This is a genomic window from Bradyrhizobium sp., from assembly GCF_028868675.1.
GTDB lineage: Bacteria > Pseudomonadota > Alphaproteobacteria > Rhizobiales > Xanthobacteraceae > Bradyrhizobium.
In genome coordinates this window covers 1-12825 of record NZ_JAGWUA010000140.1, presented here as the reverse complement: position 1 = coordinate 12825, position 12825 = coordinate 1, and the positions used below count along the sequence as shown (strand labels likewise).

Annotated in this window: 15 protein-coding genes, 1 tRNA gene and 1 pseudogene; 6 read left to right on the top strand and 11 right to left on the bottom strand. The window is 65.0% G+C overall.

Going from position 1 to position 12825, the window contains the following annotated elements; all coding sequences use genetic code 11:
• The 11 genes from nuoG to KGM94_RS17585 all read right to left on the bottom strand — a co-directional run.
• A partial coding sequence (gene nuoG, locus KGM94_RS17635; protein ID WP_300261975.1) for an NADH-quinone oxidoreductase subunit NuoG occupies positions 1-1472 on the bottom strand: 1472 nt, incomplete at its 3' end.
• A 5-nt stretch (positions 1473-1477) separates the two neighbouring features.
• Positions 1478-2803 (bottom strand): NADH-quinone oxidoreductase subunit NuoF, encoded by a 1326-nt coding sequence (nuoF, locus tag KGM94_RS17630; protein WP_300261970.1) that lies wholly within the window; start codon positions 2801-2803, stop codon positions 1478-1480.
• Between the two features lie 15 nt (positions 2804-2818).
• Positions 2819-3031, bottom strand: coding sequence for a hypothetical protein (locus KGM94_RS17625; protein ID WP_300261966.1), 213 nt, complete (start codon positions 3029-3031; stop codon positions 2819-2821).
• Complete coding sequence (gene nuoE, locus KGM94_RS17620; RefSeq protein ID WP_300261963.1) at positions 3031-3642, bottom strand: NADH-quinone oxidoreductase subunit NuoE; 612 nt, start codon at positions 3640-3642, stop codon at positions 3031-3033. The genes KGM94_RS17625 and nuoE overlap by 1 nt, the downstream gene beginning before the upstream one ends.
• 12 nt (positions 3643-3654) lie before the next feature.
• A complete protein-coding gene (locus KGM94_RS17615) occupies positions 3655-4617 on the bottom strand; it encodes an FkbM family methyltransferase (RefSeq protein WP_300261960.1) in 963 nt (320 codons plus the stop codon).
• Entirely contained in the window at positions 4617-5813 is a 1197-nt protein-coding gene (locus KGM94_RS17610) for an NADH-quinone oxidoreductase subunit D (protein WP_300261955.1), read from the bottom strand. Before KGM94_RS17610 ends, KGM94_RS17615 begins: the two co-directional genes overlap by 1 nt.
• Before the next feature lie 49 nt (positions 5814-5862).
• Entirely contained in the window at positions 5863-6243 is a 381-nt protein-coding gene (locus KGM94_RS17605) for a four helix bundle protein (protein ID WP_300261952.1), read from the bottom strand.
• Positions 6244-6270: 27 nt separating this feature from the next.
• A complete protein-coding gene (locus KGM94_RS17600; RefSeq protein ID WP_300261949.1) occupies positions 6271-6876 on the bottom strand; it encodes an NADH-quinone oxidoreductase subunit C in 606 nt (201 codons plus the stop codon).
• Between the two features lie 10 nt (positions 6877-6886).
• Positions 6887-7471 carry an NADH-quinone oxidoreductase subunit B gene (locus tag KGM94_RS17595; protein WP_300261981.1) on the bottom strand — a complete coding sequence of 195 codons (585 nt, stop codon included), beginning with the start codon at positions 7469-7471 and terminating at the stop codon, positions 6887-6889.
• Entirely contained in the window at positions 7468-7833 is a 366-nt protein-coding gene (locus KGM94_RS17590) for an NADH-quinone oxidoreductase subunit A (RefSeq protein ID WP_300261946.1), read from the bottom strand. The genes KGM94_RS17595 and KGM94_RS17590 overlap by 4 nt, the downstream gene beginning before the upstream one ends.
• A gap of 306 nt (positions 7834-8139) precedes the next feature.
• Positions 8140-8655: a MarR family transcriptional regulator gene (locus tag KGM94_RS17585; RefSeq protein ID WP_300261978.1), complete on the bottom strand. Its 516-nt coding sequence runs from the start codon at positions 8653-8655 to the stop codon at positions 8140-8142.
• A gap of 185 nt (positions 8656-8840) precedes the next feature.
• Here KGM94_RS17585 and KGM94_RS17580 point away from each other — a divergent pair, with 185 nt between their 5' ends.
• From KGM94_RS17580 to KGM94_RS17555, 6 genes and pseudogenes are all read left to right on the top strand, one after another.
• Positions 8841-10031 carry an aromatic ring-hydroxylating dioxygenase subunit alpha gene (locus tag KGM94_RS17580; RefSeq protein WP_300261943.1) on the top strand — a complete coding sequence of 397 codons (1191 nt, stop codon included), beginning with the start codon at positions 8841-8843 and terminating at the stop codon, positions 10029-10031.
• Between the two features lie 36 nt (positions 10032-10067).
• Positions 10068-11354 carry an MFS transporter gene (locus KGM94_RS17575; protein WP_300261941.1) on the top strand — a complete coding sequence of 429 codons (1287 nt, stop codon included), beginning with the start codon at positions 10068-10070 and terminating at the stop codon, positions 11352-11354.
• Between the two features lie 132 nt (positions 11355-11486).
• On the top strand, positions 11487-11690 hold the full coding sequence (locus tag KGM94_RS17570; protein ID WP_300261938.1) for a hypothetical protein: 204 nt from the start codon (positions 11487-11489) through the stop codon (positions 11688-11690).
• A 244-nt stretch (positions 11691-11934) separates the two neighbouring features.
• Positions 11935-12011, top strand: a tRNA-Asp gene (locus KGM94_RS17565).
• Between the two features lie 202 nt (positions 12012-12213).
• A complete protein-coding gene (locus KGM94_RS17560; protein WP_300261935.1) occupies positions 12214-12513 on the top strand; it encodes an HU family DNA-binding protein in 300 nt (99 codons plus the stop codon).
• A gap of 112 nt (positions 12514-12625) precedes the next feature.
• Positions 12626-12825, top strand: a pseudogene (locus KGM94_RS17555) (peptidase T); the annotation flags it as partial.

Sequence of the window (12825 nt, the reverse complement as noted above, 5' to 3'; positions counted from 1 at the left end):
GTCTCGTGCAGCACGCCAAAGCCGTTCCAGCCGTCCTTGACCGCACCGACGTCGAGCGCAAGCTTGGCGGCGGCAGCGAGAATGGCAGCGCCGTCATGGCGCGAGGTCGCGCCTGCCCCGACCAGGATGACCGGGTTCTTGGCATTCTTCAGCACGTCGCTGAAGGAGTGCTTGCCGGCGGCAAGCTCGCCGAGCGTCTCGGTGCCCGCACCGATATGATCGTAGTCGTAGGTCAGGTCGGCCTTGGCGCCGATCAGGCCGATCTTGAAGCCGCCGGCGCGCCAGCGCTTGCGGATGCGCGCGTTGAACACGGCGGCCTCCTTGCGCGGATTGGCGCCGATGATCAGCAGCGCGTCGGCCTGCTCGATGCCGGCGATCGTCGGGTTGAAGACGTAGGCGCCGCGGCCGAGCTTCGGATCGAAGGCGTCGCCACCCTGCACCGCCAGGTTGGTCGAACCGTATTTCGCCAAGAGGTCCTTCAGCGCGAACATCTCCTCGACGCCGGCCAGGTCGCCGGCGATCGCGCCGATCCGCTTGCCGTCGGTGCGGGCCGCCTTGGCGGCGATCGCGGCGAAGGCTTCCGTCCAGGATGCCGCCCGCAGCTTGCCGGCCTCGCGGATATAGGGCCGGTCGAGCCGCTGGGTGCGCAGGCCGTCGACGACGTGACGGGTCTTGTCCGAGATCCACTCCTCGTTCACGGCCTCGTTGATGCGCGGCAGGATGCGCATCACCTCGCGGCCGCGGGTATCGACGCGGATCGCCGATCCGAGGCCGTCCATGACGTCGATCGACTGGGTCTTGCCGAGCTCCCAGGGACGGGCGGCAAACGCGTAGGGTTTCGAGGTCAGCGCGCCGACCGGGCAGATGTCGACGAGATTGCCCTGCAACTCGGAGGTCAGCGCATGCTCGAGGTAGGTGGTGATCTCCATGTCCTCGCCGCGACCGGTCGCGCCCATCTCGGGGGCGCCGGCGACTTCCGCCGAGAAGCGGATGCAGCGCGTGCACTGGATGCAGCGGGTCATCGAGGTCTTGACCAGCGCGCCGAGATACTTGTCCTCGACCGCGCGCTTGTTCTCGGCAAAGCGGCTGGTGTCGACGCCGTAGCCCATCGCCTGGTCCTGCAGATCGCACTCGCCGCCCTGATCGCAGATCGGGCAGTCCAGCGGATGGTTGATGAGCAAGAACTCCATCACGCCTTCGCGCGCCTTCTTCACCATCGGCGACTTCGTCGAAATCTCCGGCGGCTCGCCCTTCGGGCCCGGACGGCAGTCGCGCACGCCCCAGGCGCAGCTCGCCACCGGCTTCGGGCCGCCCTTCACCTCCACCAGGCACATCCGGCAATTGCCGGCGATCGACAGCCGCTCGTGATAGCAGAAGCGCGGAATCTCGGCGCCGGCCGCCTCGCACGCCTGCAACAGCGTGTACTCCGGCGGAACGTCGATCTCTTTGCCGTCGATGATGAGCTTCGTCATGTGTCCTACTCCGCCGCGACCATGTGAGCGGGATCCCGGACCCCGACGTCGTCGGCATCGGCCTTGCGCGAATATTCGTCGATACGCGCTTCGATCTCGTGACGGAAATGCGCGATCAGGCCCTGGATCGGCCAGGCGGCCGCATCGCCGAGCGCGCAGATGGTGTGGCCTTCGACCTGCTTCGTCACCTCGAGCAGCATGTCGATCTCGCGCTTGTGGGCGCGGCCCTCGGCCATGCGGGTCAGGACCCGCCACATCCAGCCGGTACCCTCGCGGCACGGCGTGCACTGGCCGCAGCTCTCATGCTTGTAGAAATAGGAGATGCGGGCAATGGCGCGGATCAGGTCGGTCGACTTGTCCATCACGATCACGGCCGCGGTGCCGAGGCCCGAGCGTAGCTTGCTCAGGGAGTCGAAATCCATCGGCGTGTCGATGATCTGCTCGGCCGGCACCATGCGCACCGAGGAACCGCCGGGGATCACGGCCTTGAGATTGTCCCAGCCGCCGCGAATGCCGCCGCAATGCTTCTCGATCAGCTCACGGAACGGAATGCCCATGGCTTCTTCGACGTTGCAGGGCCGCTCGACGTGGCCGGAGATGCAGAACAGCTTGGTGCCGACATTGTTGGGCCGGCCGATGCCGGCAAACCACGCAGCTCCGCGCCGCAGGATGTCCGGCGCGACCGCGATGGACTCGACGTTGTTGACGGTGGTCGGGCAGCCGAACAGGCCGACATTGGCCGGGAACGGCGGCTTCAGCCGCGGCTGGCCCTTCTTGCCCTCGAGGCTTTCCAGCAGCGCCGTCTCCTCGCCGCAGATGTAGGCGCCGGCGCCGTGCGCGACGTAGAGATCGAACGGCCAGCCGTTGACGTTGTCCTTGCCGATCAGCTTGGCCTCGTAGGCCTGGTCGATCGCCGCCTGCAGGCGCTCGCGCTCGCGGATGAACTCGCCGCGGACGTAGATGTAGCTCGCATGCGCGCCCATCGCGAAGCTCGCGAGCAGGCAGCCCTCGACGAGGAGATGCGGATCGTGCCGCATGATCTCGCGATCCTTGCAGGTGCCGGGCTCGGATTCGTCGGCGTTGACCACAAGGTAGCTGGGACGGCCGTCGGTCGATTCCTTCGGCATGAACGACCATTTGAGGCCGGTCGGGAAGCCCGCCCCGCCGCGCCCGCGCAGGCCGGACGCCTTCATTTCGTTGATGATCCAGTCGCGGCCCTTGTCGATGATCGCCTTGGTGCCATCCCAGGCGCCGCGGCGCCGCGCGCCCTCGAGCCCCCAGTCATGGAGGCCGTACAGGTTCTTGAAGATCCGGTCCTTGTCCTGAAGCATTTCAGTGCTTTCCGATCAACGATTGGCCTGCATGTAGGCGAGACCGGCGGCGCAGCCGCCGAACATCAGCGCCCAGAGCAGGCTGGATTCCAGCGACGCGCTCAGCGCAAAGCGCTGCAGCGTGAAGATGAACACGCTCGCCACCGCGGCATGCATGGCGATGAAGCCCCATTTCTTCATGGCGCCGCTCCTCCCCGTCGCGCTGGCCCGAACCGCGAGATCGCGCATCAGGTCGTCTCCTTCAGCGTGGTCGGACCCGTGATCGGCGCGGAGAACTGCCGGCCGTTCTGCGGACCTGGCTTCGGCGGATTGCCGGAGGCGTAGCCGTCCAGCACCTTGCCGAAACTCTCCTTGGTCAGGTCTTCGTAGGTGTCCTTGCCGATCAGCACCATCGGCGCGTTCACGCAGGCGCCGAGGCACTCGACCTCTTCCCAGCTGAAATTGCCGTCCTTGGAGAGATGGAAGGGCTCGTGATGGATGCGGCTCTCGCAGACGTGGATCAGTTCCTCGGCGCCGCGCAGCCGACACGGCGTCGTGCCGCAGACCTGGACATGGGCCTTCTTGCCCACCGGCTGCAGCTGGAACATCGTGTAGAAGGTCGCGACCTCCAGCACGCGGATGTAGGGCATATCGAGCATGTCGGCGATCACGCGGATCGCGGCTTCCGACACCCAGCCCTCGTTCTGCTCCTGCGCGCGCCAGAGGATCGCGATGACGGCGGACGCCTGGCGCCCGGCCGGATATTTGGCGATCTGCTGCTTCGCGAAGGCGAGGTTCTCTTCCGTGAAGGCGAAGCTTGCGGGCTGCACTTCCTTGGGGGCTAGACGGCGGACGGACATCTCTTCAATCTCTCACTGCATGCGGCGCGAGGCTTTTGCATTCAGGGCATCGATCCTGTCCTGCCAGAATGCGCTAGCGGTGCCGAAAACGTTGTAGCCGACGTGGGTGGAGACCTTGATGCGATCGAGGATGGACAGCTCGGTCACCGTCTCCATGCGATTGCTGCGCGGATCGTAGACGAACAGCTTGAGCGGGGTCTTTTCGAGGATGTAGCGCGAGACCGCATGCGAACGGTCGCTGCCGTGCTCCTCGCAGATGATGACGCTGTCGGCCCGAAGCAGCCGCGTGCCGCCCTTGATCGCCTCGATCTCGACGCCCTCGACGTCGAGCTTGATCAGGTATTTGCCGCTCGCCCCGACCTTGCCATCGTCGATCAGATTGTCCAGCGCGATCACCGGGACGTTCTCGCCGCCCTCCGACGGATCGCCGGCGATGCTGAACGCCTCATGCTTGGTGCCGGACAGCCGCGCCGTGCCGCGGGCGGCGCCGATCGCGCATTTCATGCAATCGAAACGGTCGCCGTTGATTTCCGCGTTGTTGGCGAGCTTCGGAAAGTTCTGTGCGGACGGCTCGATCGCGATCGCCTTGTGGGAGCCGAACGGCCGGCTCGAGACCAGCACCGACCAGTAGCCGTAATTGGCGCCGCAATCGATCAGGATGTAGTCGACGTCGGCAGAGTCCTTGAACAGCAGGTCCAACTCGTCTTCGTAGTTGTAGGAGCGGTTGAGCAGCTTGCTCCAGTAGCCGTCGCCGTAAGGAAATTCGAACACTGCGTCCGAGTTGAGCTTGATCGCGATGTTGCGCTCGGTGAGCGTCTTGCGCAGCAGGTTCGCGCAGGCGATGTAGCCCATGTGCGAGAAGTGCGAGGAGATCTTCGATCCCGTCACCAGCGCCAGCGCAGCCGTCCGCTCCCACAGGTTGGCCCCTTCGATGGCCCCCGAGGCGCGGTCGAACTGGATCGGCGCCTGTGCCATCACCGGTCGACCTCTCCGAACACGATGTCGAGCGAGCCGAGGATGGCGGAGACGTCGGCGAGCAGATGGCCCTTGCAGATGTGGTGCATCGCCTGCAGGTGGGCAAAGCCCGGTGCGCGGATCTTGCACTTGTAGGGCTTGTTGGTGCCGTCGGCGACGAGATAGACGCCGAATTCGCCCTTTGGCGCCTCGACCGCGGCGTAAATCTCGCCGGCCGGCACGTGGACGCCTTCGGTGTAGAGCTTGAAGTGGTGGATCAGCGCTTCCATCGAGCGCTTCATCTCGCCGCGGCGCGGCGGGAAGATCTTGTTGTCGGCGATCGCCACCGGGCCCTGCCCGTCCGGCGCTCTTAGCTTCTGGATGCACTGCTTCATGATACGCACGGACTGGCGCATCTCTTCCATGCGGATCAGGTAGCGGTCGTAGCAGTCGCCGTTCTTGCCGATCGGGATGTCGAACTCCATCTCGGCGTAGCATTCATAGGGCTGCGCCTTGCGCAGGTCCCAGGCCGCGCCCGAGCCGCGCACCATCACGCCCGAAAAACCCCATTCCCAGGCTTCCTTCAGCGACACCACGCCGATATCGACGTTGCGCTGCTTGAAGATGCGGTTGGCGGTCAAGAGGCGGTCGAGGTCGTCGACCACCTTGAGGAACGGGTCGCACCAGGCCTCGATGTCGTCGATCAGCTTCTGCGGCAGGTCCTGATGCACGCCGCCGACACGGAAGAAGGCCGCATGCATGCGGCTGCCGGAGGCGCGCTCGTAGAACACCATCAGCTTCTCGCGCTCCTCGAACCCCCACAGCGGCGGGGTCAGCGCGCCGACGTCCATGGCCTGCGTCGTGACGTTGAGGAGATGCGACAGGATGCGGCCGATTTCGCAATAGAGCACGCGGACCAGTTGTCCGCGGCGCGGCACCTCGATGCCGAGCAGCCTTTCCGCCGCAAGGCAGAAGGCGTGCTCCTGGTTCATCGGCGCGACGTAGTCGAGCCGGTCGAAATACGGGATCGCCTGCAGATAGGTCTTCTGCTCGATCAGCTTCTCGGTGCCGCGATGCAAGAGGCCGATATGCGGATCGACGCGCTCGACCACCTCGCCGTCCAGTTCGAGCACGAGGCGCAACACGCCGTGCGCCGCCGGATGCTGCGGCCCGAAATTGATGGTGAAGTTGCGGAGGTTTTCGGCTTGCTCGTTCATGACGCAGCTCCTGCTGCGAGGCGAATGGCGAATGGCGAGTGGCGAATGGTCATTTCGTGGACTTGTCCTGCAGAGAACGTATCAACGCGCGAACCATTTTGCCCAAGCTCTCGCATCGACCTAGCGCTAACTCCAACTCGGGCGCTGCCAAGATGCCAACGCGCTCCGCGAGGAGCAGATGAGTTTCCAGTTCCTTTGGTGAGCCCTGCGATATCCGCAGCGACTTCACAAGACTTCCGGTATTTTCCCGTCCGTGCCCTTCCGCGATGTTCGCGGGAATGGACACGGCGGCTCGCCTGATCCGGGACGTCAGTCCGAATAGCTCGTCGCGAGGAAATTGAGCCACCAGTCGATAGCAGGACTCGGCCAGAGACATGGCACCCTGCCATACCCTGAGGTCCCGATACGACTTGATCGACTGGTCGCTCAATCAACATCCCTATTCGCCACTCGCTACTCACTGCTTCGCCTTCTCGTCACCGGGCAGCGGATAATCCGCCCCTTCCCACGGAGACAAAAAGTCGAACTTGCGGAATTCCTGGTTGAGCCGCACCGGTTCGTACACCACGCGCTTCTCCTGGTCGTCGTAGCGGACTTCGACGAAGCCGGTGGTCGGAAAATCCTTGCGCAGCGGATGGCCCTCGAAGCCATAGTCGGTGAGGATGCGCCGCATGTCGGGATGGCCGACGAAGATCACGCCGTAGAGGTCGTAGGTCTCGCGCTCGAACCAGTCGGCTCCCGGGAACACCTCGATCAGCGACGGCACCTGCGTGGTCTCGTCGGCCTCGAGCTTGACGCGGATGCGCGCGTTCAGCGTCGGCGACAACAGGTGATAGACCACGTCGAAGCGCTTCTCCCGCGAGGGGTAGTCCACCGCGGTGACGTCGGTGATGTTGACGAAACGGCAGTTCGGATCGTCGCGCAGGTACTTCATGACCTCGACGATCTTACCGGCCTCAACCTCCACGGTGAGCTGGTTGAAGGCCACCGTGTGACCGGTGGCCGCGCCCGGAAGCGCACTCACGATCGTCTGCCCCAGGGCGTCGAGCCTGCCGTCGTCCATGACCAAGACCTTAGCGTTCGATGGTGCCGGTGCGCCGGATCTTCTTCTGCAGCAGCAAGATGCCGTAGAGCAGCGCTTCCGCCGTGGGCGGACAGCCGGGCACATAGATGTCGATCGGCACGATGCGGTCGCAACCGCGCACGACCGAGTAGGAATAGTGGTAGTAGCCGCCGCCGTTGGCGCAGGAGCCCATCGAGATGACGTAGCGCGGCTCGGGCATCTGGTCGTAGACCTTGCGCAGCGCCGGCGCCATCTTGTTGGTCAGCGTGCCCGCGACGATCATCACGTCGGACTGCCGCGGCGAGGCGCGCGGCGCGAAGCCGAAGCGCTCGACGTCGTAGCGCGGCATCGAGACCTGCATCATCTCGACCGCGCAGCAGGCGAGGCCGAAGGTCATCCACATCAGCGAGCCGGTGCGCGCCCAGGTGATGAGGTCGTCGGCAGCGGCGACGAAGAAGCCCTTGTCCGAGAGTTCCGAATTGACGTCGAGGAAGAACGGGTCATTGGCCCCGACCGGCCGGCCGGTCGAGGGATCCAGGATGCCCTTCGGGGCCGGTGCGACGAGCGGACCGGCCGACTGCGTTGCGGGGTTCAATCCCATTCGAGCGCCCCTTTCTTCCATTCATAGGCAAACCCCACCGTCAGGACGGCGAGGAACACCACCATGGACCAGAAGCCGGTCGCACCGAGCTTGCCGAACGCCACCGCCCAGGGGAACAGGAACGCCACCTCGAGATCGAAGATGATGAAGAGGATGGCGACCAGGTAGAAGCGGACGTCGAACTTCATCCGGGCGTCGTCGAAGGCGTTGAAGCCGCACTCATACGCCGACATTTTTTCAGGGTCCGGCTGCTGGAACGCCACGACGAAAGGCGCGATCAGCAGCACCAGGCCAATCAGGCCCGCTACCCCTATAAAGACGACAAGTGGAAGATAGTTCTGCAGAATGCCGCTCATTGGCGAGCCCTTTTTCCCGCAGCATCGGGAATGCCTGCGGATTCGTTCCGATCTGGAATTGTTCTGAGCCTTAGCGCAGTGCACCAAGGGGCGCAAGACACGCTGCTTTTAGGCCGTTTGCTGCCCCCAGAACAGTGGAAACCCGACACGAAAATCAGCAAGACGACCGGGAATCGCCGGGCTGATATGCAGCAAATCGACCCGGCTTGCACGGGGGCGATTCCCCACCGACCTCGGAGCGGAAACATCCTGCAGACCGGCGCCGCGTGCCCGATCGGAGTCACCGCCTGCAGCCCTCATGAGACGTCAGCCCAAATCCCTTTCGGCGTCCAGCATCGCGGCCGCCGTCGCGGTCAGGCGATCGATCTGGACGAGCAGCGCTTCGAACTCGTCCTTGCTCAACTGTTGCAGGAGCCGCCGGTTGCGTTCCTGCGCGCCCGCGACAATCGCATCGTGCGCCGCGAGTCCGGCCCTGGTCAGGGAGACCAGGACCTCGCGGCTATCCCGGGGGTTGGGCGCCTTCGCCATCAGCTTGCGCGACACCAGCCCGGCGAGCGCGCGGCTGATCTGGCCCTTGTCCATCCCGACCGCTTCGGCAAGCCGCGCCACGCTCATCGGCGGACGCCGTCCGAGCGACGCGACCAGGCCGAACTCCACGGAGGACAGGCCCGCCAAGCGCTTGTAGCGCAGGATGGCGCCGCGCTTGAGCAGATTGGCAAGCACCATCAGCCGCGACGACAGCATCGCGGTGATCGGCGCCGGCGATCCGCTTCTGTCCGCATCGGACGGCGGCCGCGCGGCTTTGCCCGGTTTCTGGCTCATCATGATGCCACCTCTGCCAACAAAGCCACGGTCTGCCAAGGCTGCGTGGGGTCCGTGCTGCATCGCATTCAAATGCCACTAAGAGGCTTTCGCAAAATCGTTGACAATGTCATCGACCTTCCCTTGACTTGGTCAACGCCAGAAAACGACCAGGCAACCAATGCCGCGGCGGGGAGGAAGAGCCAATGACCGTCACCCAGCGGGACCACGAACTCGGCACGGCCTATGCCATGAAGCCGGCAAGCACGCGCACCGAGCTGACCTCGGTCGCGCGCGGCACGCCGATGGGCGAATTGCTGCGCCGCTACTGGCACCCGGTCGGGCTCGTCTCCGACGCCACCGATACGCCGAGGAAGGTACGCGCGCTCGGCGAGGACCTCATCCTGTTCCGCGACCGGCAGGGTCGCGCCGGCCTCTTGCACGCCCGCTGCTGCCATCGCGGCACGACGCTCTACTACGGCAAGGTCGAGGACGACGGCATCCGCTGCTGCTATCACGGCTGGAAGTTCGACGCGCAAGGCCATTGCCTCGAGCAGCCCTGCGAGCCCGATGGCGGGCAGTTCAAGGACAAGGCGCGCCAGCCCTGGTACCCGGTCGAGGAGCGTTACGGCCTGATCTTCGCCTATATGGGGCCGGCCGCGAAACGCCCGGTGCTGCCGGCCTACGAATGCCTGGAGACGATGGACGCCGGCGAGTTCGTCGAGGCCGACGATTCCTCGATCGGCGGCGGCGGCCCCGCCGTCATCCCCTGCAACTGGCTGCAGCATTTCGAGAACGTGGTCGACCCCTACCACGTGCCGGTACTGCACGGCTCGTTCAGCGGCCCGCAATTCACCAACATGATGGCCTCCATTCCCGAGGTGACGTTCGAGAAATCGCCGCGCGGCGTTACCGTGCGCTCGATCCGCCGGCAGGACGACGGCAAGGTGTTCTATCGCGTCACCGAGGCCGTCCTCCCCACCCTTCGCGTCGTGCCCAATCCGCGCGTCGCGCAATTCGCCCGTGTCGAGTCGATCGGCTGGACGCTGCCGATCGACGACACCTCGTTCCGCATCTACGTCGCGGGCCGGGTGAAGGCGAGCGGCGACATCGGCCGGATGCGCTCGAAATTCAACGGCAAATTCTGGTGGGACATGACGGAGGCCGAGCATCAGCAATATCCCGGCGACTACGAGGCCCAGGTCGGCCAGGGAGCCGTGACCATCCATTCGGAGGAGCATTTCGGCCAGAGCGATCGCGGCATCCTGATGATCCGCCGAATGCTGGGCGAGCAGTTGGAGGCGCTCGCTGCGGGCCGCGATCCGATCGGCGTCTCCTTCGGTTCCAGCGCGCCGCCGGTCGCGTTCGAAGCGGGGAACTACATCCGCGAACGTTGAGCGACCAGCAGTCAACGACAGATATTGGGGGAAGCCATGGTCGACGTCACGTCGCAAATCGCCGCGCAGGCCGCGGCAAGACCGTCCGCGCGGCGCTACTACGTGCTGGCGCTGCTCACCATCATCTATGCCCTGAATTTCCTCGACCGCACGATCTTCAACGTGCTGATCGAGCCGATCAAGAAGGAGTTCCAGCTCAGCGACACCGCCATGGGCCTGCTCGCCGGCTTCGGTTTCGTGCTGTTCTACTCCGCGCTCGGTATCCCCATCGCCCGCGTCGCCGACCGGTTCAACCGGCGCAACATCGTCGCCACCGCGCTGGCCTTCTGGAGCGCGATGACGTTCCTGTGCGGCACGGCGACGAGCGTCACGGCGCTGGCGCTGGCGCGGATCGGAGTGGGCATCGGCGAATCCGCCGGCACGCCCGCCTCGCAATCGCTGATCTCCGATCTCTTCGGCAAGAACGAGCGGCCGCGCGCGCTCGGCATCTACGCCATCGGCACCTATCTCGGCGTCTTCCTCGGCTATTTCATCGGCGGCTACGTCAACCAGCACCATGGCTGGCGGATGGCGTTCTACGTCGCCGGCCTGCCCGGCATCGCGCTCGCCGCGGTGCTGTGGCTGTCGATCTCCGAGCCCAAGCGCGGCGCGATCACCGAGACTTTTGCGCCCGAGCCGATTGGGCCGACGCTCGCCTTCCTCGCCTCGCAGAAGACCTTCCTCGTCGTCCTCGTCGGCTTCTGCCTGACCACCTACACCAACTACGCCACCGCTGTCTGGATTCCGCCATTCCTGGCCCGAATTCATCATCTGAGCAGCGCCGAAATCGGCACCTATGCCGGCACCTTCAAGGGCCTCGCCGGTATGGCCGGCACGCTGGTCGGCGGGTTGGTCGTGGCGCAAGTGAGCCGCCGCGACGACCGCTGGAAGCTGTGGGCGCCGGCGCTCATGTCCGGGCTCGCCGGCCCGGTCTTCGCGGTCTGCATGGTGACCCCGAGTTTTGCCACCATGGTGGCGGCCCTGGCGCTGACCTCCTTCATGGTCGGGTTCCACCTCGGCCCGATCTTCGCCATCGCCCAGACGGTGGCGAAGCCCAGCATGCGGGCGCTGGCCTCGGCGATCGTGCTGTTGACTGCCACCTGCTTCGGCCAGGGAGTGGGCCCGCTCGCGGTCGGGATGATCAACGACGCGCTGAAGGGCGGGTTTGGCGCCGATGCGGTGCGCTATTCGCTGCTGTCCGCGGCAGTCACGACCACGCTCGGGGCGCTGCTGTTCGTGGTCGCGGCCCGCTGGATTCGGGACGACATCGCGCGAGCGGCCTGAGCCCTCCCCTGGGGCCTGAAACCGAGGAATCGGCAGAATGAAACCATTTTGCGGAACCCGCGAAACGATCCGGAAACAGATCGCCTTTAGGAAAGAGCCATAGACGGCGGCGAAGTCCGTCGGGAGGCTCAAATGAACCACTCCATTCACTCTGCTGATCGTGCGACGCACCGGAAGATCGTGGTGGTGGCGCTGATGGCCGGTATCGCCGTGGCTGCCTTCGGGATCGCAGCCCGCACCAACGCCGATTTCAGCCAGACCGCACAGTCCACCCACATCCTCAAGGCCGGCAAGCCGGTCGTGGTGACGAGCTCGGCAACCAGCGAGATCCGATGAGGAAAACGACCGTTTCGGGACGAACGGCCGCCTTCGGGCGGCCTTTTGCTTTTTTGGGAGGTGCTCGAACAGCATCGCGCCAGGATCGCAGAAGGCGTTGGCCGCTGCCTCGGGCGCGCAAGCCGGGGCGTCGAACCCCTGCAAACAGGCCGGACGTCGCTGTTTTCGTGGAGTTTCCCAACATCCTTGACTTCAACAGATGGCGCCTTTAAGCCCCCCTCGTTCCGCAGGGCTTTGCCCTCATGCGGGAGTAGCTCAGTTGGTTAGAGCGCCGGCCTGTCACGCCGGAGGTCGCGGGTTCGAGCCCCGTCTCTCGCGCCATTTTTGGCAATTTCCTCAGAATCTTAGATTAAAATTATTGAGCGGGATGGGCGCGCCTTGAGCGGCCTGCCGATGCAAGTGGCTGCGGCTGGTCCTGTTTCGCCCGGGCATAGTCAGTCCCGCCCCGAATCGTCTACCCCTCGTGCCTCACCCGGCGTTCCCCGAGTTTCCCAGCCATTCGAACAGCGCGGAGGGCCAGACCATGGCCAAGAAGGCAGCGGCGCCAACCACCATCACGCTCAAGCACCTGGCCGCTGGGATCGCGGACGACCAGGAGCTTTCCAAGAAGCACGCGGAAGCCATCCTCACCGACACGGTGGCCATGATCGCCAAACACCTGAAGAAGGGCGACCGCATCCGGATCGTCGGGCTCGGCATCCTCCAGGTCCGCAAGCGGGCCGCGCGCACCGGACGAAACCCCGCGACCGGCGAGCCCATCCACATCAAGGCGAGCAAGAAGGTCACCTTCCGCCCGTCCAAGGAGCTCAAGGAATCGATCTGACGGGACGTCTCCGTCGCGCACGCGCGAGCGTCGTTCCGGTCTGGGGACCTCGCCCCCGGAATGACGCTTTTCTGGTATACCGCCGGAAGATCAGATCCAGCGGTCCCCTGAAATGTCCTCCCTCACCTTCGCCCATACCGTGACCGAGCGCTTCCTGCGCTACGTCACCATCGACACGCAATCCGATCCGGAATCCCCGACCTGCCCGTCGACAGAAAAGCAGAAGGATCTCGGCCGCCTGCTCGTCGCCGAGTTGCTGGCCATCGGCGTCGCGGACGCTCATCTCGACGAACACGGCTACATCTACGGCAC